At 61.3% G+C, this 24,021-nt stretch carries 11 protein-coding genes; all 11 read left to right on the plus strand.

The features are described 5' to 3' along the window. Window positions 1-409: 409 nt before the first annotated feature. The 11 genes from HQ354_RS22100 (at window position 410) to brxL (ending at window position 23,910) form a co-directional block, all read left to right on the plus strand. Complete coding sequence (locus HQ354_RS22100; protein ID WP_261769013.1) at window positions 410-1,717, plus strand: hypothetical protein; 1,308 nt, start codon at window positions 410-412, stop codon at window positions 1,715-1,717. After that, window positions 1,714-2,580, plus strand: coding sequence for a hypothetical protein (locus HQ354_RS22105; protein ID WP_222635586.1), 867 nt, complete (start codon window positions 1,714-1,716; stop codon window positions 2,578-2,580). Before HQ354_RS22100 ends, HQ354_RS22105 begins: the two co-directional genes overlap by 4 nt. Before the next feature lie 222 nt (window positions 2,581-2,802). After that, a complete protein-coding gene (locus tag HQ354_RS22110) occupies window positions 2,803-3,807 on the plus strand; it encodes an HNH endonuclease (protein ID WP_308115273.1) in 1,005 nt (334 codons plus the stop codon). Window positions 3,808-4,072: 265 nt separating this feature from the next. Next, window positions 4,073-8,950 carry an AAA domain-containing protein gene (locus HQ354_RS22115; protein ID WP_222635587.1) on the plus strand — a complete coding sequence of 1,626 codons (4,878 nt, stop codon included), beginning with the start codon at window positions 4,073-4,075 and terminating at the stop codon, window positions 8,948-8,950. Continuing rightward, window positions 8,947-10,644: a DEAD/DEAH box helicase family protein gene (locus HQ354_RS22120; RefSeq protein WP_222635588.1), complete on the plus strand. Its 1,698-nt coding sequence runs from the start codon at window positions 8,947-8,949 to the stop codon at window positions 10,642-10,644. The genes HQ354_RS22115 and HQ354_RS22120 overlap by 4 nt, the downstream gene beginning before the upstream one ends. 150 nt (window positions 10,645-10,794) lie before the next feature. After that, window positions 10,795-11,424: a DUF1819 family protein gene (locus HQ354_RS22125; protein WP_222635589.1), complete on the plus strand. Its 630-nt coding sequence runs from the start codon at window positions 10,795-10,797 to the stop codon at window positions 11,422-11,424. Then, complete coding sequence (locus HQ354_RS22130; RefSeq protein WP_222635590.1) at window positions 11,421-12,044, plus strand: DUF1788 domain-containing protein; 624 nt, start codon at window positions 11,421-11,423, stop codon at window positions 12,042-12,044. The genes HQ354_RS22125 and HQ354_RS22130 overlap by 4 nt, the downstream gene beginning before the upstream one ends. After that, on the plus strand, window positions 12,044-15,610 hold the full coding sequence (brxC, locus tag HQ354_RS22135) for a BREX system P-loop protein BrxC (RefSeq protein ID WP_222635591.1): 3,567 nt from the start codon (window positions 12,044-12,046) through the stop codon (window positions 15,608-15,610). The genes HQ354_RS22130 and brxC overlap by 1 nt, the downstream gene beginning before the upstream one ends. A 136-nt stretch (window positions 15,611-15,746) precedes the next feature. Next, window positions 15,747-19,232 carry a BREX-1 system adenine-specific DNA-methyltransferase PglX gene (pglX, locus tag HQ354_RS22140; RefSeq protein ID WP_222635592.1) on the plus strand — a complete coding sequence of 1,162 codons (3,486 nt, stop codon included), beginning with the start codon at window positions 15,747-15,749 and terminating at the stop codon, window positions 19,230-19,232. Beyond that, window positions 19,229-21,763 carry a BREX-1 system phosphatase PglZ type A gene (gene pglZ, locus HQ354_RS22145; protein WP_222635593.1) on the plus strand — a complete coding sequence of 845 codons (2,535 nt, stop codon included), beginning with the start codon at window positions 19,229-19,231 and terminating at the stop codon, window positions 21,761-21,763. The genes pglX and pglZ overlap by 4 nt, the downstream gene beginning before the upstream one ends. A gap of 68 nt (window positions 21,764-21,831) precedes the next feature. After that, on the plus strand, window positions 21,832-23,910 hold the full coding sequence (gene brxL / locus HQ354_RS22150; protein WP_308115272.1) for a BREX system Lon protease-like protein BrxL: 2,079 nt from the start codon (window positions 21,832-21,834) through the stop codon (window positions 23,908-23,910). Window positions 23,911-24,021: the final 111 nt, after the last annotated feature.

The following is a 24,021-nucleotide window of genomic DNA, read 5'->3' on the forward strand; positions in this document are numbered from 1 at the left end:
CCGGCCAGACGGTCCCGATACATCCGAACCGCCCGCTCACGAGTCTCGGCATCGAACTTCCTTGGTGCACCCATACCTGCATTCTCCTGGTGAGATCACAGTCTCCACCAGTCCCAGGGCAGTTCAACTCGACGAGACGGCGTTCGACTGCAGCGTCGGGCAGATGGTCGGCCATGGCTAGTACGGCGCGACCTCTGGTGTCAAACTCCGTTGAGTGCGACGCCGCGATCAGAGCGAGTGCCGCGTCGTCGGTAATGGGAATCTCCTGCATGGTAGGGACCTAGGTCTTTAGACGCAGGAGAGGGCAGACCGGTTCCGTTCGATGCGAGGCAAGTGTGCGAACTGTAACGGTCGGTCTGAAATCTCTATAGTGAGGCGAACGGTTTCGCGCCACCACAGGATGGATCTCATGACAGATGATGCTCTGCCAGCTGAGTTTTCGAACGATGACCAGGAGTTTCTAGCGAGCAACGGCATTGCTGTGTCGGTGCAGCCGGAGGGCGTACTTGTCGCCGGCGATGACCAAGCTGTCGCCGGTTACCTGGCCCGGATAAAGGATCTCGCAGGGGACGCAGTCCAGGTAACAAGCATCGACAAAGCATCGGTCTCGTCTGCCGCGGCGGTAGCTGGGGGACTAGCAGGCACAGCAGCTCAACACGGGCAGTTCGTTCGGTTGTCCCCGGAGAGTGTCAAGATGATGCAGGCTTACCGCGTCCTGCCCGGCACGGGCGGGTACAACCGCATGACGGTGGTGGATGCGTCCCACAAATTCCGCGGGCAAATGCAGTGGCAGAACGTTTCGATGGCTCCGACTCGTGCATTGGGTCTGCAGCTGCTCGCCGTTCAGATCGCGCTGCAAACTGCGGTGCAGTCCGTCTCGGATGCCGTGGAGCGAGTCCAAGGGACCGTCGACAAAATCCTCGTGTTGGCAGAGGCGTCTCGTATCGGTGATGTGGTTGGTAACCATGCAGCGCTATCCAGAATTGCCCAGGTGCATTCGGAGACCGGCGCTCTTCCAACCGCGGACTGGGAGTCGATCGCGTCTCTCGGGCCCGCACTTGAAGTCGGTATCGAACGGCTTCGTGAGCACGCTAAGCGCACGGTTGCGGGCTTCGACGCCCAGAAGCCAGTGCAGGATCGTGCGAGCTACCTCAAGAATGCCGTGGAGGACAAGCGGTTAGGCGAGACGCTGCAACTCTTGGTCATTGCAGAGCAGTCGCTGTACCTCTGGCAAAAGATGCGTATCGAACGCGTGAGAGCAACCGAGCCCGAGCACCTCGAGACCGTCGTGAACTCCGCCCGTGAACTGCTCCTCGGGCATTTCGAGCGCGACGGTGACCTACTGGTCCAAGCTCGGGGCGCGTTGGCGAGTTACGCCGCAATCAAGCCGCTCGAGATCGTGCGGTGGATGTCGGCAAACGACCTCAAGCGGGACATGACGTCGCTGCGCCAAGATCTGGACGACTTCGCGAACGCGCGTGGGAGTCAGGTTGCGGGCTGGATCGAGCATGAGGATCCCTCTGTCTCGGATGCTTTGGCCGAGGTGGGTAACCGCGCCAAAGCAGTCGGCGGTGCGGCCGTCGCAATCGGAGGCAAGGCTGTCGATGCCGGGGCGAGTGGTCTCGGGTGGGTGGGACGAAATCTACAGAAAGTTTCTTCCAAGCGCGGATCGACCGAGGGCGCCAACCCGAAAACGACGATCGACGACATGAAATGATCGATCCCGTTACTGCCCTGCCCGTCCGGCATTCCCGTCGTCCGTACCGTCACGCGACCCAGCTCACGCTGGATGAGAACGAACTGCTTCTGCAACTGCACAAGGCTGATCCACACAAGGGTAATGCTTCACTGCAGAAGGCAATGGGTGTCAGTTCGACGAGATACGAACGTGCAAAGGGCCGATTATTGGAGCTCGGGCTCGCTAAGCGCGGAATGGGTTCTGGTGGAAGTCTGTTGCGGATCGACGCAGCGGATTCGTCCGAGTTCGAGCTAGCTGACCCAGTTCTGCCGTCCCGTGCAAGAGAAGCCCGTCTCTACGAGCCGCTCGTAGAGACGATGCAGCATCACTGGGGGAGCGAATCGAAACAGCCACTCCCGTTGGCTGTCGACAACACGGCCGCTCAAGGACAAAGAAGGACTGGCGGTAGGTGGTCACGACCGGACATTGTCTTGGTGCAGGTAAAGCAGTTCGAATACGTACCCGGTACGTTCCTCGAGGTCCAAACGTTCGAGGTGAAACCGTTCACCCAGATAGATGTGTTAGCGGTTTACGAGGCTCTGGCTCATCGACGGGTTGCAACTCATTCGTCGGTGGCGTTGCAAGTGCCCGCCCATCTCGTTGACGACCTGCAGGAGTCGGTGGAGGGCGTATTGAAGGTCGCCGAATCCCATGGCGTCGGTGTGCTTTCTTTCGCTCGCGAGAACGACTACACAACGTGGCGAGTGCTGTCGAAACCAACACGGTGGGAGCCCGATCCCGAGAGCCTGAATGATTTTATTGACACGCAATTGCCGTCGGCCACGAAGGATAGGATCCGGAACAAGTTGTCACTCGGTCGAGTCGGCTTCGGCGCCAACTAAACAAGGTTTGCTTTATCGGAATGGCTCAGGTCGTGGGGCACGCTTTGCGTCATCATGTCCTCTTCAGGCAGGGCCACCACAGGTTCCCTCGTCGCTGCCTACATCTGACGTGGGTGCCCATGCCTGCGAGTCGAGTCGATTGACGACCAAAAGTAATGTGAGCGGCAGCGTCTTGATCGCAGTCGAGCGCATTGAGGGGCAAAAGCACTGGATTGGAGACGAGTGGCCGACGATGGTATGGGCGAGGGCGTCACAGCCTTCATCGACCCGACCGAAGATCAACTTCGTCATCAGTGGTTGTCCATCGTGCACCGAACGAATGCGCCTGAAGGCAAGCGGCAGGTGAACTTTGTGCCCTGTGAAGTTGTCATGTCGCATTGTGCGTCACTGTTGATGGACCACAGTAAATACGGGAGTGGCTCGGCCCATCGGGCCGAGTTCCCTGTTCAGCACCTGGCCAGACTCTTCAAACGCCCACCGACGTCAATTTTGGCAAAGATGGCCAATCTCGACGGCACGCGCAGTAACGGAGGGAAGTTCGACCCGGAAGTCGCGTCCCGACTCGCAGACTTCGACTTACTGCAGGGCGTATACCTGCGAAACATCGACATGGCTCGCAGTGTGGGCATCGGACACGACGCTTTGCCTGACTTTCTTGGGATCGAAGGAGCAGCCAGCTTTGTTCTCGAGGGCCAGGACGAACTCGATTCGGGCGAGATCGAGACCGCACTCGTCGTTAAGCTCGAGAAGTGGGAACGTGAAAGACCAGACGTTCCAGTCGAGACCACCGAGCGACTTCTGACTGCAGCGGTGCGCGTCGGTCAGCACCGCTTCGCTCAGAAAGTTCTGAAAAACCACGACTACCGATGTGTCTTCTGCGGCATGAGCGGAGAGATCGCTGGCAAGCGTAGGCCGAGAATGCTTGCAGCAAGCCACATCAAGCCGTGGAGGGACAGCACTGATCGGGAACGGTTGGACCACCGAAACGGATTTACTGCCTGCCCGACTCACGACGTCGCTTTCGACACAGGCCTCATCACCGTCGACGAAGACCTCAGCCTCCGATACGCGCCCGGTGTCGAGGACGATTTGCGAATAGCTATCCCGCTTCGCCGAGCTCTGGGCAAGCCTCCGTTGCATGATCGCCTTCAGCTCGCGCGAACCTCGGTACAACCGGACATCGCGTACCTCCAGTGGCACCGCGAGAAGATTTTCGTGGCCGTGTGATCGCGACATCCTTGGGCGAACGGCCGGGGAGTGCGCTCGGACGGTGGAATCATGTCGTTCATTCGGTTGAATGAACTTCTCGCCTAGCAGTCGTCGCGGATTCGAGCGACGGCAATGGACGGTTCACGAACAGTGCAGATAGGACCGTATGCCACCTCGCGGGCCCTCTGAAACCCGCAGCACGACCGTTCTGGGCGCGGCGAACTATGTCACCCACCACCTATATCTTGAGTGGTGTTCAACCATGGTCGAAATGTGAGGTCTGATGTCGCTAGTGGATGACGACGAGCTTCGGGGACGCGTACGTCGTCTGCTCGAGTTCCTGCGCGAAACGGTGGGCGCCCAGTCCAAGCCGATTCGCTCGTACGGCACTGATGCTCGTATCGAGTGGCTGTTCGACGACTCCAGGCCCCTCGACGTCAACACCGACGTCGCCCCCGGTGACGTGGCGGTTCGCATCCCACGCACCAGCATCGAGCAGCGCCCGAGTCTGCCGCGCGGTCTCGCAGACCACGTCGACGAATCCACCACCCCGCCGACCGTCAAGCCCGATGCACTCGCCGAAGCGCAGGAATGGCTTCGGCAGTGGCATGAATGGTCCCTCGACGACCAGCAGCGCCGCCCCTTCGCCGAACTCTTCCGTTCCGTCGACCTCATGCTCCACGACCTCGGCGCCCAGCCCGAGTCGCTCGAGCTCGTCATCGCCTCCGGCTACCTCGACGCCACCATCGGTGGCCAACAGATCGCCACCCACCTGATCACGCAGCAGGCCAGCATCAGCCGCGAGGAGTCGACCGGTGACCTCCTCATCACCGTCGCTCCGGCCAGCAGCCCACGGCTTGAAGACGTGCAGGTTCTCCTCGACCTCGACGGCTTCGACCGCGCCGGCTCGAAAGCGCAGCACCGCAGACTCTCCGAGCTCATCACGTCATCGCTCTCTGCCGACATACCCAAACTTCTCGGCGACTGGGCGACATCCGCGTTGAAGCAGCCACTTACCGTCATCGCTGACCACGACAAGCCCGCCAACTCCACCACCGACACCCTCCGCATGTCGCCCGCACTCGTCCTGCGCAAGCGCGGTTCCTACGCGCTGATGTCCTACTACGACGCGATGATCGCAGCACTCGACAACGGCGCACCCGTACCCGTCGGCCTGTCTCACCTCGTCGAAGGCTACGACGACAACACTCGACGCGATTGGCTCGAAGCCCAGATCAGTGACACCCCGAGCGCCGAGCCGCTCTTCCCGCTCCCTGCCAACCGGGCGCAGCAGGGCATCTACAACCGCGTCATGAACGACACAGGCGTCGTCGTCGAAGGCCCACCCGGCACCGGCAAGACTCACACAATCGCAAACCTGATGTCCGCGTTGATGGCTCAGGGACAGCGCATCCTCGTCACCAGCGAGAAGGCCCAGGCTCTCCGAGTTCTCAAGGACAAGCTGCCCGTCGAATTGCAGGATCTCTGTGTGTCCGTCACGGATATGGCACGTGGGGGATCAGCCGAGCTGGACGAGAGCGTCTCCACCATCGCATCCCGCAAAGCATCGTTCGATCCCGCCGAGTCCGCCCGTCGCATCAAAAGCCTCGCGGGTAAGCGCGTCAGCGCACAAGAGGAGCGGCGCAAGATCAAAGAGCAGATGCGCGTCGCGCGATCGTCCGAAGCCGACATCCATTCCCCGCTGCCCACCTACACGGGTACGCTCGCGACGATCATCGGCAAGCTCAATGCCCAGCATGATGAGCTCGGTTGGATTCCCGGTCCGTTGCACTCCGAGCAGGCGCCGCTCGACGACACCAGCTTCGCGTCTCTTTTCACCGTCAGAGCCGGAGGGCCCAATCTTCCTCCAGCTGAGCACATTCGAGCGCTCAGCCTCCGCGCGCACAGCTCGTCGAGCATCGCTGGTCTCGACGACATCGACCCAACACAGCTTCACTACATCTTTCCGTCCGCGCATGCGTTGACCGATCGCGCCAGGTCGGTCGAATCGTTCGGGCCTACCTACACCACCCTCGCCGACGGTCTTCTGTCGGGCGCGCTCGGATCCTCGTGGTCCCGTGCGCAGACGGTGTCGGCCATGTTGTCCGTGGCGGTCAGCGCCGACGCCGCAGTCGGATCCCACCAGGTCGTGGCGACCGCCTCCCGGCAGGCTCTCAACGCGTTCGATGCAGCCGCTCGCCTCCACGAAAGCGGCCAGGCCGGTCACGGGTCACCGAAATCAACCGATCTGCTCGACGCCGGGGCCACGGTCGACGGCGTGCCGACCGCATCGGGTTCCGAGTTGCGACTGGTCGCCGAGCACATCCGAGCTCTCGTTGCCGTCGACGACGCATCGAACTTGTTGCGCACCATCGGCATCGAGCTTCCATCCGACGGTGGCACCCGCACTCAGCGTGTCGAGACACTGCATCGGGTCTGGAATCAGGTTCTCGCGACGGGCAGTCTTGCCTCGGCTCGTGATGAGCTCGTGTCTGCACTTGGTGCCGTGGTCCCATCGCTCCAGCAGGTGACAACGCTCGCCGACGCCATTGCTCTCGCCAGCGAGATCACGGGTCTCACCGATCGATCCGACGCCGCATCGGCACGCGCCGAACTCAACGCCCTCGCCGATCGGATCGCGGCCGAGGTGCCGAACTCGGACTACCTCATCGTCGCGCTTCGAACTGCGGATCCCGACGCCTACGAGCGTCTCGCCGCCGACCTCCAGCCGTCAGTGGGCAATTCGGCTCTTCTCGAGACGCTGGCTGCGCAGGCGCCGAGCCTCGCCCGTGCCATCGACGACGGATTCGCGCCGCCCACGTCGTCGTTCGCCAAGGCGTGGGCGTGGCGGTGGACTCGGCAGTGGGTCGAGAGCGTTCAGCAGCGCGACCAGAACGAGCACCTCGATGCCGAACTCGACGCCATCGATGAAGAGCTGTCCTCACTCACAGCGCAGCTCGCAGCCGAACAGGCGTGGCAGGAATGCCTGCAGCGCATGACGAATCGCGAGGTCACTGCCCTGCGCGCCTACCAGGAGAACATGTCCAACGCTGGACTCGGCACCAACGCGCTCGCGCAGCGCTACCGTGTTGCAGCACGGGCCGCGATGAAGGATGCACAGACGGTTGTGCCGGCGTGGGTCATGCCGATCGCGCAGGTGCTGTCGTCGATTCCGCCGCAGCAGAACGCCTTCGACGTCGTCATCGTCGACGAGGCAAGTCAGTCCGAGGTCACCAGCCTGCTGCTGATGTGGTTGGCACCCAAGATCATTCTCGTCGGCGACGAAAAACAGTGTGCACCTCCGGGAATCAAGAACTACACGTTGCAGTCGGTGCTCGATCGGCTCGATGACCTTCTTCCGGACGTTCCGATCAGCACTCGCATGATGCTGACGCCGAAGTCCAGTCTGTTCACGTTGCAGCGGGCGAAGTTCGGCGACATCGTCAGAATGCGCGAGCACTACCGATCCATGCCCGAGATCATCGAATGGTCGTCGACTCAGTTCTACGAAGACATGCCCCTCGTTCCCGTGAGGCAGTTCGGTGCGGACCGGCTGATGCCGCTTCGAAGCACATTGGTCGACGGTGCCACGACCGCTGGGTCGAGCACGCGTCTGACCAATGCCGCGGAGGCACAGGCCGTCGTCGACCAGCTTGTTCAGTGTCTTGCCGATCCCAACTACGCAGGAAAGACGTTCGGCATCGCGGTCCTTCAGGGTGCTGCGCAGGCGAACCTCATCCAATCGTTGGTGTTCGAGCGTGTTCCGGCGGAACAGAGGGAAGAGCGTCGTATTCGGATCGGCACCCCACCCGAGTTCCAGGGCGACGAGCGTGACGTGATGTTCCTGTCGATGGTCGTCGCACCGGGTACATCGTTCAATGCGTTGACCGCGGATCTGTACAAGCGCCGATTCAACGTCGCCGCGTCCCGTGCTCGGGATCAGCTGTGGCTGTTTCACTCGGTCACCGTCGACGACCTGTCGCCGACGGATCTGCGACGCTCATTGCTGTCGTATGTCGAGGCTGCGCCGACGATTCCGGTTCCCGCTGTGCCCGAGTCGGTTTCGGCGACGACGCGGCACCCGGACTTCGGATCGTTGTTCGAGCAGCAGGTCTTTCTCGCGTTGCGCGAGCGCGGCTATCACGTCAATCCTCGCGTCGAGGTCAACGGAATGGCCATCGACCTCGTCGTCACCGGTGCTGCGGTGCGGGTGGCGATCGAGTGCGACGACGACTCCGACGTCGATGCCGACGAGTTGATGGATCGCATGGAGCGCGAGTTCGAATTACGCCGCAGCGGATGGCTTTTCCACCGAGTGCGCGCGTCGGACTTTGCCCTCGATCGAGAGCGCGTGCTCGACACCATCACCGAGATCCTCGACTCCGTCGGGCTTTTGCGCGACGAGGTCGAGGTAGTCATCGAAGGTTCCGGCGCGACGGCATGGTCGCCGATCGCTCTCGTACGGGACGCCGACGACACCGAGGTCGACGACGAGGTGGTCGAACTCGGCACTGTCGACACACCTGTGCCATCGCGGGTCGACGTCGAACTCGCGCCGCTCCCGGAGGTCATCGAGACCGTCGACGAGTCCGAAGAGCCCGACGACTCGGGCGTCGGCGAGGTCGAAGATGTCGACGACATGGACGACGTCGAACCGGCGCCGACGCCAGCGCGAGTCATGCCGCGCGAGGATCTGATTGCGGCCATTCGGTATTCGCAGAAGAAGAACATGTTCTCGGTCGCGCAGACGGTCGAGGAACTCGACGTCACGGTTGAAGCAGTCCACGAAGCGTTGGCCGAGATCAAGTCTCGGGACGACGCATTGCGTGCTGCCAAGAAGAGACCACCTGGCCCGACGCCGGACATGATGCCCCGCCGACGGCCGGTGGTGGCAGAGCCTTCGATAGTCAGCGAAAGCCGTTCGTTGCAAGCGGAATTGGATGCACTGAAGGTGCCGTCCTGGCCTGCTGCTCGGCAGATTGCGGTAGCGGCCGCGCGGCCCAACGCGCCGTTGACGATCGAGCGGTGCCAGCGAGTCACAGGGTTCTCGAGTGCAGAAGCCGAGAAGCTGCTGTGGGATTTGCTGGCTTTGAAGAAGTTGGTACGACGGAAGCGTGATGGTGTGGAGGAATGGGTGCGGCCGCAGGGGTTGACGCTGTGACACAGGTGGCGACGCGGTCCGAGGGGCTGCGGGAGTGGCAGAAGGAAGCGTTCGACGCGTGGGTGTCGCACGGCTACAGGGCGATCGTCGAGGCCGTCACCGGTACCGGGAAGACACATGTGGGGTTGGCGGCGACCCTGGACTCGGTGAGCCGTGGTCGTCAGGTGATGGTGGTGGTGCCGAGCGTCGATCTGCTCGAGCAGTGGTATTCGGCCATGGTGAAGGCGTTGCCGTCGGTGCGTATAGGGCGGCGGGGGAATGGTCACAACGACACGTTCCGGCAATACGACGTGCTGATCACGACTATTCAGTCTGCGGTTCGCAAAGGCGCGCCCTTGCCACGATCTGGCGCGTTGCTCGTCGCGGACGAGGTGCATCGCTACGGTGCGGGATCGTTCGCGAAGGTGCTGATCGACCGATTCGACGAGCGACTCGGCCTGACGGCGACGTTGGAGCGACAGGACGACGGCGTCGATTCCTACCTGATGCCGTATTTCGAGAACCTAGTCAAGGGATGCGATGCGGCGCGGGGGAGACGCGACGGAATTCTCGCGCCGGTACGAGTGATGACGGTGGCGGTGCCGTTCTCGGCTGTAGAGGCCGCGAAGTTCCAGGACCTGGACGAGAAAGCGAAGTCGCTTCGCAACACACTGATCTTCGATCATGGTTGTGCTGCAGAGCCGTTCGGTGAGTTCATGAAGACCGTCGTCGATCTGAGCAAGGAACGGCATCTGCCTGCGAGCCGCGTGGCGAGCCGATATCTGTCGGCGTTCTCGAAGCGGCGGGCGCTGTTGGCGGACTGTGAGGGTAAGTTACAGGCGTTGGCTGCGATTGCTCCGGGGTTGGCGAAGTCGAAGCGGTCGATCGTGTTCTCGGAGACGAAGGAGTCTGCAGCTCAGGGTGCAGAGGTGTTGAAGGCCGGTGGGCTTGCGGCGCATCAGTATTCGAGTCATCTGGATCGGGTGGGACGTACCAGGATTCTCACGCAGTTCCGGAGTGGTGAGCTGACGAGCCTGGTTGCGCCGCGGGTGCTGGACGAGGGGATCGATGTACCGGCGGTGGATGTCGGTGTGATCATCGCGAGTAGTTCGTCGAAGCGGCAGATGATTCAGCGTATGGGCCGGATTCTGCGGTTGAAGCCGGATGGTCGGCCTGCGGCGTTCGTGATCATGTATGTGGCGGGGACGAACGAGGATCCGAACTTCGGTGCGCATGAGGCGTTTCTCGACGAGTTGACCAATGTCGCCGAAGAGGTCGTGGACGTCGATCTCGCCGACGCGGGTGCGGTGCTCGCGAGTTGGTTGGATCGGTCGGCTCCGGTTCTGCCTGAGCCTCCGGTGGCGCCGAAGCCGATCGAGCCGATCGTGATTCCCCAGTCGAAGATGGTGCCGACGGTGGCGTCTGCAGCTAGGACGCGGACCGTAAAGGAAATTCTGTCGGAGGCGCAGTACGGGACGCCGGACCAGCTGGACGGGATTCTGCGCTGCCTTGCGGCCATCGATGTGCGGGAGGCGTCGGTGTTGATTAGGCGGTACGGGATCGACGGGGCGAAGCCGAGGACGGTGTCGCAGGTGGCGGGGGAGATGGGGTTGAAGCGCATGTTCATCGAGAGCCTTGAGAAGAGGGGTTTCAAATCGCTTGAGCGGGAAACCGCGAGGTTGCTACATCGCTTAGGTCAGGCCGCCGGTTGCTAGTCGAGACTTGCTGAATGGTTGCCGGTCGCCGGTGAAGCTGTCGGTACTTTCCAACTAGAGTCATGAGGCGGTGCAACTGCCGGAAGCGGCTATGCAGTTCGTTCGCGACAGATGATTGCGTGCGGTGAGATCGAAGGACCGGAGGGTTGTGTGCGCGATATTGCGTACCGTTTGTCTTTCACGACGGGCGGGCTGTTCCGCACTGAGGCGGTCGCGATTGCAGGTTTGATGGTGTCCGGCTCCGACGCGACGTCTACGCGCGCGCGAGCGGTAGAACTGAACCTCGTACAGCAGCGGACCGCTTCGTCGACCGACCGCGTGACGCGTGAGGTCGTTCAGCGTCTCGACGAACTCCCCGCGATCGGTGTCGAGTTGGTTGCGCAAGGGTCGGTCGACGACTCTCGGCAGGTGATGTGGCTTGCGGCATGTCTGCGCTACCGCTTTCTGCGAGATTTTGGTCGGGAGGTCGTCCGTGAGAGGTTCGTGTCCGGCCGCGGCATCGTGGCACAGGCCGACTTCGACACGTTTTGGAATCTGCAGTCGTCGTGGGTGGACGCGCTCCGGGACGCCGCCGATACGACGCGCGGAAAACTGCGACAAAACACCTTCCGCATGCTGCGCGAGGCGGGATTCCTCGATGAGGCCGATCAGGTGCTTCCCATGAACCTGTCACCGGCAGTTGTGGCGGTAGTCGCAAGCGCCAGTGACGAACTACTGCTGAGCTTCCCGATTCACGATGCACAGGTGGCCGCGTTCGCCGGCCGGGACGGAGCACGATGACCACTCGCGACTCGGACGATCTGCCGCTGACGGCGCGGTTCGAACGCGCGTACCGGGTGATGCGGTCGCCCAGCTTCCTGGAGATGAAGGGGCAGATTGGGGAGGTTCCGTACTTCGTGTTGGCGTACAAGCCGTCGGACGAGCCGCGGGTCGGTGCCGAACACAAGAGGCTTGTGACGCGACTGCGGACGGACGGCCTCGAGGTCTGCGACATCGATCTGTGGGCGCTTGCCAACGAGTTGTGGTCCGCGACCGGCCAGTGGGAGCTGATCCTCGAGCAGGAGACCGCGCTGCCGAAGGCCGTGTTCAGCGAGGGCGTGGGCAATGTCATCTCCCCGAAGGACTACCTGTCACCCCGCATTGCACGAATCGTGGAGGATCAGCGGCCCCGGCCACAGGTCGTTCTGCTGTCGAACGTCGGACGGCTGTACCCGCTGGTTCGCGCGCACACCGTCCTAAACACCCTGCAACCCCTGCTGGCGGATCTGCCGATTGTGCTGGTCTTCCCAGGTACCTACCGGCAGTCACCGACACAGGGTTCGTCGCTGGTTCTGTTCGACAGGCTGACCGACGACGACTACTACCGCGCATTCGATCTACTGGAACTGGAGAACTCCTGATGCACATCGAGCAGATCCTCGCCAAGGACATCGACCGGCCGCTCGACGGTGTCGTCAAGGCGTCGAGTTCCGCTCAGCTCGAGACCGAGGTCCGCGAGTACGTGGTCACGGACGAGGTGGCGAAGCACCTGACCGATCTGCTGGAGGCGTACACGTTCCCCGGCGAACCGGAGTCGAACGGTGTGTGGATCGCGGGCTTCTTCGGGTCCGGTAAGTCGCACCTGCTCAAGATGCTGGCCTACCTCCTCGGCGACGTGGACGGTGCCGGAATTGCGCGGGCCGATGTGGTACAGGCGTTCCTGGCCAAGCTGCCCGCACACGAGGGGATCCTGCGTGGTGCGCTGGAACGATCCGCCGCGATCCCGTCCCGCTCGCTGCTGTTCAACATCGACGAGAAGGTCGACAAGAACGAGAAGAACCAGCCCGACGCACTGTTGAAGGTGTTCGTGCAGGTCTTCTACGAGGCTGCCGGCTATTTCGGGAAGACCCCGTACATCGCGCGTTTCGAGCGCGACCTCGCACGCCAGGGATTGTTCGACAGGTTCAAAGAAGCGTTTGCCGGGATCTACGGGAAACCGTGGGAGGAGGGCCGCGAGCTCGCCGTGTTCGCCGAGCCGTCCGTCGAGAAGGCGTACGCCGAAGCGACCGGCACCACTCTCGAGAAGCCGCTGACCGCCTACCGCGAGAACTACACGGTGTCGATCGAATCGTTCGCGGCCGAGGTCGCGCAGTGGCTCGACGCGCAGCCCGAACCGCGTTCCCGGGTCGGCTTCTTCATCGACGAGATCGGCCAGTTCATCGGTCAAGACACCAAACTGATGCTGAGCCTGCAGACGATTGCCGAATCCCTGTTCGTCAAGTGCCACGGTCGGGCGTGGGTCATGGTGACCTCGCAGGAGGTCATGGACTCGATCATTGGTGACCGCACCAGGGAACAGCAACAGGACTTCTCGAAGATTCAGGCGCGCTTTGCGATTCAGCTAAAGCTTGATTCGAAGAATGTACGCGAAGTGGTCTCGAAACGCCTGCTCGAGAAGACCGACGACGGCGCCACTCGGCTCGGCTCCGTGTATGCGGTCAACGAGGATCGGTTCCGTTCGCTCTTCTCCTTCCAGGACCAGCGGACGTACAAAAACTACTCAACCGTCGAGGACTTTGTCGCTACCTACCCTTTCGTGGACTACCAGTTCGAACTGTTCCACGACGCGATGCGGGGGCTGTCGGACTTCAACGCCTTCACCGGGCGGCATGCGTCCGTGGGTGAGCGGTCGCTTCTCGGCGTCACCAAGGACATCGGGTCCGCGATGAAAGGCGCCGATGTCGGTGCGCTCGCCACCTTCGACATGTTCTTCGACGGCATCGAGAAGTCGGTGAACGCGTCCGTCAAGCAAAACGTGTCCAGCGCAGCGCGCAATCTGGACGGCCCCGACCGCGACCTTGCTCTTCAGGTGCTCAAGGCGCTGCTCATGACGAAATACATCGAGCAGTTCGAAGCCACCCCGCAGTCGCTATCAGTGCTCCTCACGCCGGCTATCGAGACCAATGTTGCCGCATTGCACGAGGAGATTGAACGGGCGCTGAAGCTCCTCGAGAGCGAAACCTATGTTCAGCGGACGGGCTCGACCTACGCCTATCTCACTAACGAGGAGCAGGACGTCGAGAAGGCGATCAAGAACCACGAGCGCAACGATTCCGCGATCCGGAAGCTGCTCAACGAGGAGATCGTCAACGCGTCGGGCGTGGGCGCCAAGGTGCGGCACGATGGAACCAGTGTCGACCTCGGCCTCGAGCGTTGGCTCGATGCTGAGCGGCAGGGCCGTTCGGAGGAGTTGGGCGTGCGATTCGTGACGCCGTTCAGCGGACATGCGCTCGACGACGTCAAGCATCAATCGATGGGGCATGCGGGGTCGGTGTTCGTCGTGCTGGACCTGGACCAGCGGACACGTGACGATATCGACCTGTATGTGCGAACCCGTGATTACGTCCAGCTGCAGATGAAGTCGGCGCTGCCCGAGTCCCGTCGTCGAATCCTGGATTCGCACCAGCGCGCCAATGTGGAGCGTCAGCGTGAGGTACTCGGCGAGATTCGGAAGGCCGTCGGGGGTGCAGATCTGGTGCACAACGGCAGCATCCTCGGCATAGGTGGTGGGCCCGCAAAGGATCGGGTGCATGCCGCCCTGCAGACGGCGATCGAATCCCGTTATACACGGATCAACGAGGCGCGCGGCATCTCCACACTCAAGGGGACGGACCTCGGGAGGATTCTGCGGGAGGATGCCACGCTCGACCTCGGTGTGGCATCCACACTCGACACCCTCACGAACTCGATTGTGGTGGCGGTGCGCAACGCGAAGGAGCGGCAGACCTCGTCGACGGTCGGCTCGCTGGTTGATAATTTCGCCGGCCCGCCGTTTGGGTGGTCAATAACGACGGTGCTGGCGGCGATTGCACACGGCACGAAAACCGGGCTGGTGCGGGTGAAGCTGGACAGCCGTCTCCTGGTGCGCACCGAGATTGCCGAAGAGTTGCGCAACCCCAAGAAGCATCCTCAGATCTCCGTGGAGGAGGTGCGCGCACAGGATCCGGCGAAGGTGCGCAAACTCCAGACGTTCCTCGGGGACTACCGGGACACGGGCGACCTTCCGTCCACCCCTGAAGAGTTGGTGAGCGGGGTGCGCGCAGCGCTCGCGGAAGACGCGGTGGAACTCGACGACTGGGCGAAGCTTCCCTACCCGTTCGGGGACGCCATTGTCCGCGCAGCGACCACCATCCGGTCGGCCACCGCCCACGACGAGGGCTGGTATCTGGACGGCTTTCTCGCAGAGTCCGACGACCTGCTCGACTTGAAGGAGGAAGTGCTCGATCCGATTCGCGGGTTCCTGCGTGGACAGCAGCGCGGCATCGTCGACGACGCTCGCGCGTTCTTGGACAGGCGTGGTGCCGAGGTCGACGACGTCGACACCGTGGAGGTCGACGCGCTGCGGTCCGCGCTGGACGGTCCTGCGTTCTTCCGGAACGTCCCGCAGATCAAGCAGCTCCACCTGCGTCTCGTCGAGCGTCTCGACGCTGCCGTCGAATCCGATCGGGTAGCACTGCGCAGTTTGATCGAGGACCGCCTGGAGTCGTTGTTGCGGGAGCGGGTGTTTGTCGATGCAACGGACAAGGCGCAGGAACGGGCCCGGGGTGCGCTGCGGGTGCTTCTGGACGGAATCGGCGCACACACTACTCGCGGCCAGGTTGCTCTAGCGAGGACGTCGTTCGACACCGCCTACCAGTCCGCGATCGAGGTGCTGATCAATTCGCCCGCTACGGAGGAAGGGGGAGTGGCGGAGCGTGAACAGACCGCGGGGGAGGCTCCCACCGACGGTGAGGGAACTGATACCGGCACGTCGGCGGGGGCTGGCAGACCGAAGACCCCGACGAAGGCGACGGTGCGGCTGAGTGCAGTCACCGTCGAAGGAGCTCCTGCGATGCTGACGAACGCCGATCAGGTCGATCGGTATCTTCAGCAGCTTAAGTCCGGTCTGCTGGCGGCGATCGACGACGGAAAGACGATCGTTCTGTGACGCGAACGCATGGGGCCCTCTGACCCGGTTCGTCCCATGCCTTGCCAGTCGCATTATTACTAAACCAATTTGTGTGAGGGAAGCCTTGCGAAATACCGAATCATTGAAGACTTTCGCTACCTCGTCTCGGACCGCATTGATCGAGCAGATGCGAGGGCGGGTTAAGCAGGTTCTCGACGACCCGAGGGTAGCAGTCGAGTACCTCCATGATGTGCGCGCGTTGCGGGACGCTGTCGATGAACATGGCATCGACTTGGTGGCTGATACCGCCGCCTACACGTGGTTCAACCGGTTGACGGCCGCGCGATACATGGATGTGAACGGGTTCTCGGGGCTGTTCGGTGTAGTGTCACCGCCTGCGGGTTCGGCGTCGGCGCTGCCGGAGATTCTCACCCGCGCGCAGGCCGGGGAGTTTCCGGACGAGATTCCGTCGCAGGTACAGGCATCCGTGGTGGATCTGCTGACAGGGAAGCGGACCTCTACCGACCCGGACGCGGAGGCGTACGCGCTGCTGCTCAGCGCGATGTTCGCGTCGTGGCACAAGCCGATGCCGGAGGTGTTTCCGGCTGCGGTCGACTGGATTCGGTTGCTGACACCACTGAACATGCTGGCACCGACATCGGTGCGGGCTATCGCTGTTGCGGAGATGGACGCCGAAGCATGCGAGAACGTGGAGGTCGTGGGCTGGCTGTACCAGTTCTACAACTCCGAACTCAAGGATCAGATCAACGACTCAAACGTCTCGATCGACGCCGCCGAACTCCCTGCGGTAACTCAATTGTTTACGCCGCACTGGATTGTGCGGTACCTGGTGGAGAACACCCTCGGCAAGCTGTGGCTGCGATCGCGGCCGTCGAGCGGGCTCCGTGACCACATGCGGTATTTCGTCGATCCCATCGAGGGCCAGGATGACGCAGGAGTAACGGTTTCAGTGCCGGAGGACATCAGGGTTCTCGACCCAGCCTGCGGGTCGGGGCACATGCTCACCTATGCATTCGATTTGCTGTTCCGGATCTACGAGGAGGAGGGCTACAGCAAGAGTTCGATCCCGCAGCTGATCCTGACCCACAATCTGCGCGGGCTTGAGATCGACGAGCGAGCCGCGCAGCTCGCCTCCTTTGCGCTGGCAATGAAAGCGCGCGACAAGGACAGGCGCTTCTTCACCCGCCGCAATGGCGAAGATCAGCCCGTGCAGCCGGACATCGTGCGAGTAAGGCCGCTCGAATTCGATGAGATTGAGGCCAAGCTGATTACGGGTGCTGTTGATCCGGAGAAGCGGGATGCGCTAGCTCGGCTGGTGCACTCCTTCAAGGATGCGAACACGTTCGGCTCGCTTATCCGCGTCGATTCAGATGTGCTGGCATCTCTGGACCGCGCAATCCGCAACTACGAGGAGTCCGATGCGGAACGCGACATTGCCAGCGAGATCGAGTACAGGCTGATGGCTAAGGCTCGTTCGCTCGGCCGGCAGGCGCATGCGCTGGTAGACGATCAGTATCACGTGGTTGTTGCGAACCCGCCTTACCTTGGGAGCGGCAACATGGGTGGGCTGCTGAAGAACTGGATGGCGACGAATTATCTAGATGCGAAGAATGATCTTCTCACGGCGTTCATGCTCCGAACATCGGAGTTGGCGGTGCCGTCGGGCCGGTGGGGAATGATCGTCCTTCCCTCGTGGATGTTCCTAAAGACGTTTGCTGACTTTCGTGAGTGGTTTCTCGCATCGCAAACGATCGAATCGTTCCTGCATCTTGGGCGAGGTTTGTTCGGTTCCGACTTCGGCTCGGATGCATTCGTGGTCACGAACTCGCTCGTGCCCGACGACCGATACCGAGGCACCTATCGACGACTGTTCACGGAACATGTCGAAGTGCGGAAACCTGAGGTTATTGAATCGCTGTTCCTCGACTCGGGATGGAATCGGTTCGAGGCACCGCAGGGTGACTTCAAATCGGTTCCGGAGAGCCCGATCGTGTATTGGCTTTCAGATGCGATGAAAAGGGTTTTTCGCGAGGGAAGACGCTTGGCCGAGCTGTACACGCCGAGGCAGGGATTGACGACCGCCGATAATGAACGATTTCTCCGGTTGTGGTTCGAAGTCTCGGATGATCGCTCCGAGCTCCGCTCGTCTGGCCCTCGTATGGCTTCGTTGTCCCCAAAGAAATGGTTCCCGTTCAACAAGGGCGGCGAGTTCAGAAAGTGGTGGGGTAATGCCGAGCATGTCGTGAATTGGGAGGGTGACGGCCGTGAGATCCGCGCCTTCCGGCCTCGATCAACTGTTCGGAATCCGTCGCTGTATTTCGTAAGGTGCGTCTCATGGTCGAACGTGAGCTCGGGTGCACCTTCATTCCGTCAATACCCGGCGAGTTTTATGTTCAGTAACGTCGGTTATGCAGTCTTTCCGGATGTGCACGACTTCGAAGGGGTTATTGCTTTCCTGAATTCGAGCATAGCGCAGGTTTTTCTTACCGTGACGTCGCCCGCGATCCATCTTGATGCTGGCCAATTGGGCAACTTACCTATTTTGAGTCCAGATGTTGGGGTGGTTCGTTCGATCGTCGAGCAGCTCACCAGTATCGCTAGAAGTGACTGGAACGACTATGAATTTTCTTGGGATTTCGAGGTCAATCCTATAGCTGCCAAAGGGGCAGGCGGTCTTGAATCTCACGCGGACTCGCGCTGGAAAGATGTCGTCGCAAAAACGGAGCTTACCCGTCAAATTGAGGAATCGAACAACCGCTACTTCGCCAAGCTGTACGAGCTTGAGGATGAGGTGGAGTGTGACGTCCCGATCAGCCGTATCTCGTTGACCCAGAACCCGTATAATCGCTATGCCCCGGCGAAGGGTACGATGCGCACTAACTCCGATTACCGGACTCTGTTTGATCTCGATCTCGCTCGGGAGCTCATCTCGTATGCGGTCGGTTGCATGATGGGTCGCTACAGCTTCGACAAGCCGGGCCTGATTCTCGCGGATGCCGGTGCGACGATCACCGACTTCGATGTGAAGGTGCCGAACGCGCGGTTCCGGCCCGACGCCGACGGGATCATCCCGATCACCGCTGAGCACTACTTCGAGGACGACATCGTCTCCCGCATGCGGGAGTTTCTCGCCGTCGCGTTCGGGAAGGAGAATGTCGAAGCGAACGTGGCGTGGCTGGAGTTCGCGCTCGGCTCTGGGAAGCGGAAGTCGTTGCGTGACTACTTCCTCAAGGACTTCTACAACGACCACGTTAAGACGTACTCTAAGCGTCCCATCTACTGGCAGGTGTCGTCGAACCCCAAGACCGACAAGGGGTTCAATGCGTTGTTCTACCTGCACCGGTACACGCCCGCGACGCTTGGGTTGATTCGTGAGAACTACGCGAATCAGATGACCGACAAGCAGCAGGCCCGTCTCGAAACTATTGAGCACGCGCTGCGCACGGCTGGGAAGGCGGAGGCGACTAAGCTCAGCAGGGAACGTGACTTGCTCACTGCGCAGCGCCGTGAGATTCGGGACTGGATCACCAACAAGCTGTTCCCGCTGTCGACCGCGGAGGTGAAGCTCGACCTCGACGACGGCGTGAAGCATAACTATCCGAAGTTGCAGGATGTGCTGCGGAAGGTTCCGGGCCTGTGAGCGCCGCATCCTCCGCACGCATCGCCGAACTGCTCGCCGCGCGGTACGCCGAGACTCCGCTGCTCACGTGGCGGGACATAGACGGCGACTACGCACCACACCTCGACGCGATCGCCGAGGCCGTCGCCGAACACGGCCTCGGCCTGACCGTGCACCGCGTCAACGGCAACGAACTCGGCGTCAAACACGGCGTCTACACCACCCTCGACGCCAATTCATCCGAATCGGCGCGTCACCTGGTGTACCGCACGGGCGAACCACCGGAACTGCGCGAAAACTGGCTACTCGACCTCGAAGTCGGATACGGCACCTTCAGTGCCGACACCACCGCGATCCTCGTCGAGGACCTTGGGCTCGCCAATCGCGGCGTCGATGCCGTCGTGGCCGCGCACCTGGCCGTGTTCGGCGACCAGCGCCGAACCGACCACATCCGTGAGCAGCTGGCCGACCTGCCGTCGGACCTGTCGATGGACAAGCTGTCCGACGTATTCCGTGCGCTCATGAGCGCGGCCGTCCTCGGCCTCGATGGCCCGGGCGGCCACCGGCTGCACCGAATCGTCGAGGAACTCCTCGGCGACCACGTCGCCGACCGCTCCGACGGCTACGACGCGCTGGAGACGTACGGGCTTACCGACTACCTGTGGGCGGGCTGCCGGGGCATCTACGGTTACGACGCCGATGAGCCGTCCGTCGCCGGCCTCGCCACCTGGTTGTTCGATCAGGCCTGGCGCGGCTGGCCCGAGGCCCGCAACCCCGCGCGCATCGACTTCGAACGGCTCCGCGACGATCGGCAACTCCGCCGCCTGTTCACCGACCTTGCCGAACGGGCTCAAGCCGACCTGAATATCGGCGAACGGCTGCGCGGTCACCCTCCTACCGTCGACACGCTCACCGCGCGCGACGTGTTCCCGATCGTCGACGATGCTGTTCTCCACGCCCTGGCGGCTGCGACGCTCGACCGTGGACTGTCTCCTGACCGAATCGCCGAACTCATCCGTGTGCGCTCCACCACCACCTGGTACGACGAGCAAAAGCACGCCTACCAGGCGCTCACCGCGGCGTCCGAATGCCTCAGTCGGATCGAAACATTCGCGCCCGTCATCGCAGACCCCGCCGACGGCGTCCGTAGCTACGCCGACAACTGGTCGGCGATTGACGGTGCTTACCGGCGGTTCCGGCATCACCTGGGACGTGCCGAAACGGACTTGCCTGTCGAGCTGGCCTCCCGCGTGGAGCACAGGTACGTCCACGACTTTCAGCGGCCCCTCGCACACGCATGGCAACAGCAAGTCGACGCCCTTGACGCCTGGGACATCCCGGGTGTCGAAAGGCTCGCCGGTTTCGCCCGCTACGACCTGCCGGCCAAGGCGAAGACACTCGTCGTTGTCTCCGACGCCCTGCGTTACGAGGTGGGTGCAGAACTCGCCGCCCGTATGAACAGTGACGACTGGTTCAGCGCGGTCATCGAACCGCGGCTCTCTCCGTTGCCATCATTCACCCAACTCGGCATGGCCTCGATGCTGCCCCACACTCGGCTCGAAATGCGTGAAGACGGAACGGTCCGTGCCGATGGGGTCGCGACATCCGGGCTCTCCGCACGCGATGCACTGTGGGGGTGCGTCAACGCGGCTGCCGTCGACTACGCGACCGTCATGTCGATGAGTGCAACCGATCGGGCTGCTCTGTGGTCCGATCACGACGCAGTCGTGGTGTACCACGACGCAATCGATGCTGTCGGCCATAAGTCGCCTTACCAGACCCCGGAGGCGTGTGACCGTGCCATCGATGAAATCATTCGGGTGATCAAGCGTTTCGGCGGCAAGACTAGGGCCAGTCGCGTCCTCGTGACTGCTGACCACGGTTTTCTTTACCAGGATTCGGACCTCGAACCGGGCGACTACCTAAGTGAAGCCGCTCACGGCGACGAGATCGTCGCGCGAACCCGCCGCTACGTCCTCGGGCGCGGCCTCCTGGAACATCCGGCGTTCACGACATGGACGGCCGCGCAGCTGGGTCACGATGGTGATCTACAGGTGCAGGTGCCTCGAGCACTGCACCGGATACGCATGCAAGGCGCCGGCTACCAGTACGTGCACGGTGGCGCAACCCTGCAAGAGGTTGTGGTGCCGCTGATTACTCTCACGCAGTCGCGGAGCAAGGACACCAGCAAGGTCACCGTCGATGTTAACGTCAGCAGCCCAACCATCACCTCCAGCACTGTGCTCGTCACGCTATTACAACGCGAAGTGGTTACCGGAAAACGACGCGCGCGGACACTGGTGATCGGCGTGTACGCCGAGGACGGGACGGCGCTGTCGGGGGAGCGGACGGTAGCTGTGGACAGTGCAGCCGACGACGTGAGGGACCGGAGCTTGACGGTCGAGCTCGTACTGAACGAGGCCGCAGAGCGCTTCAACGGCAAGTCCGTCTACATTCGCGCAGAGGAGATCACTAACGGGACCCGTACTGAGTATCGTCATACGACAGCGGCGCTGCAGCGTGGGTTCGGAGGATTCTTCGACCCGCTGTGACGATTCTAAGTCGCATCATGACCGGGCACACCCGCGGAACGTCGGCTCGATGAAGGAGAATGTAGAACGTGACTGATTCTGTAGCTGATTCGACGGCCGCTCCCATGCAGCTCACCGCGCTGGATTTAAAGGCCAATGCCGAATTCCCTGGCATGATCGTCCGCAAGGATTTGGTTGGCCGTGTTCGAGGAAATGCGGTGGTCCCGGGTTATGTCCTTGAGTTCTTGCTCGCCCAGTACTGCGCTACCGATAACGAAGCGACGATCGACGCCGGTATCGAGAGCGTTCGCAATATTCTCGCGCAACACTACGTACACCGCGGCGAGGCCGAACTTGTAAAGTCCACTATACGAGACCGAGGCCGCCACCGGGTGATCGACAAAGTTAGCGTGGTGTTGGACGATCGCAAAGATATTCACGCTGCAGCCTTTTCGAACCTGGGGCTGAAGTCAGTGCCTATTGACGACAGAACTGTGAAGCAGCACCCCAAACTGCTCACTGGCGGAGTGTGGTGCATGGTGGACGTCGAGTATTCACCGGGCGACGCGCATGAGGATCGCTGGATAATTGCAGGGTTGAAGCCGATTCAGCTCGGTCAATTCGACGATTCGCGATACATCGCGGCGCGCAGAAAGTTTAGTACGTCTGAATGGATCGATTTGCTTTTGCAAACAATCGGGTTCAATCCTGAAGTGCTGTCTGCGCGTGCGAAATTGTTGCAGATAGTTCGTCTGATTCCATTTGTCGAGCGAAATTACAACCTCGTCGAGCTTGGCCCTAAAGGGACTGGAAAATCGCATGTCTACTCAGAGTTCTCTCCTCATGGGATGCTGATATCGGGCGGTGAAGTCACGGTACCGAAACTGTTTGTCAACAACTCGAATGGCCGTATTGGACTTGTTGGCTATTGGGATGTGGTCGCGTTTGACGAATTCGCGGGACAAAAGCGGGTAGACAAGTCGTTGGTAGATATCATGAAGAATTACATGGCGAATAAAACCTTCTCGCGCGGTGTGGAAACAATTGGGGCGGAGGCCTCAATGGCATTCATTGGTAACACGTCTCGGCCTGTGCCGACGATGCTTGCGCACTCGGATCTCTTCGACGCGTTGCCAGAGGCGTACCATGACTCGGCTTACCTTGATCGCCTGCATTGTTACCTTCCTGGCTGGGAAGTAGAGATAATAAGGCGTGAATTATTCACAAACGGCTTCGGATTCGTGGTCGATTACCTCGCCGAGGCACTAGCGTATATGCGTCAGCAGGACTTCTCCGACGCGTACTCGAAGAATTTCTCGTTATCCGAAGAGATCTCGACGCGTGACCGCGACGGTGTGCGCAAGACGTTCTCTGGGCTGATGAAGTTGATCCACCCCCACGGCGAAGCTACCGATGTCGAGATCGAGCAGTTACTTGCTTTTTCTATCGAAGGCCGCAAACGGGTCAAGGATCAGATCTTGCGGATCGATCGAACCATGGATGCGGTTCGTTTCGGCTATACCGATTCCAGCGGTAAGTGGCATGACGTGACGACCCAGGAAGAACAGGACTATCCCCATCTCTACCACCGTTCCGAGGCACCTTCCGGAGTCGAACAGGGGGGCGTGCATCAGTCACCAAATGCACCGACTATGCCTGCCGCCAAATCAAGCTCCAATCTCCGCACTGGGGCTTTAGACATAGTCGAGAACGCACTCGGTCATTCGTACGAGAGCTTATTCAGCTCGCATCTGCGCGGTGCCAACAGGATCGAAATCATCGATCCGTACATCCGCGCACCACACCAGCTTCGGAACCTCTGGGAACTACTGGTAGAGGTCATTAACGCAAAGCCGGTAGATGAAATAGTCGCCGTTCACGTCGTCACCGCTGAGGAGAAGTCTCGCGAAGATTGGCAACGGGCACAGCTCATCGGACTGTCAGAGATCAAGGACGCAGTTTCCGAGGGAGGTATCGAATTTACTTGCGAGTTCGACTCCGCTAAGCATGACAGACGGATCACCACTGATACGGGCTGGCGAATCCATCTAGGGAGAGGCCTCGATATCTTCCAGCCGTACACCACCGCCAGTCGGTTTGATTTGAGGCAGCGTCTTCAAGGTCGGCGACGAACAAAAGAATGCACAATTACCTATCTGAAGGTTTAACCGATCCGCGCGATACTTTTGAAACGAACTAGATGCGCGCAGTGCCTTCGGCAGCTCTTTATCCATGTCCTTTTCTGTCCAACAAGCCCGCCGACTCGGAAAGCGGCGACC

The organism is Rhodococcus sp. BP-261 (assembly GCF_019835205.1).
Taxonomy (GTDB): domain Bacteria; phylum Actinomycetota; class Actinomycetes; order Mycobacteriales; family Mycobacteriaceae; genus Rhodococcoides; species Rhodococcoides kyotonensis_B.

Bases quoted from the DNA above. Each gene is read 5' to 3' on its own strand.
- HQ354_RS22100 (WP_261769013.1), top strand. From the start codon at position 410: ATGACAGATGATGCTCTGCCAGCTGAGTTTTCGAACGATGACCAGGAG.
- HQ354_RS22105 (WP_222635586.1), top strand. From the start codon at position 1,714: ATGATCGATCCCGTTACTGCCCTGCCCGTCCGGCATTCCCGTCGTCCG.
- HQ354_RS22115 (WP_222635587.1), top strand. From the start codon at position 4,073: ATGTCGCTAGTGGATGACGACGAGCTTCGGGGACGCGTACGTCGTCTG.
- HQ354_RS22130 (WP_222635590.1), top strand. From the start codon at position 11,421: ATGACCACTCGCGACTCGGACGATCTGCCGCTGACGGCGCGGTTCGAA.
- brxC (WP_222635591.1), top strand. From the start codon at position 12,044: ATGCACATCGAGCAGATCCTCGCCAAGGACATCGACCGGCCGCTCGAC.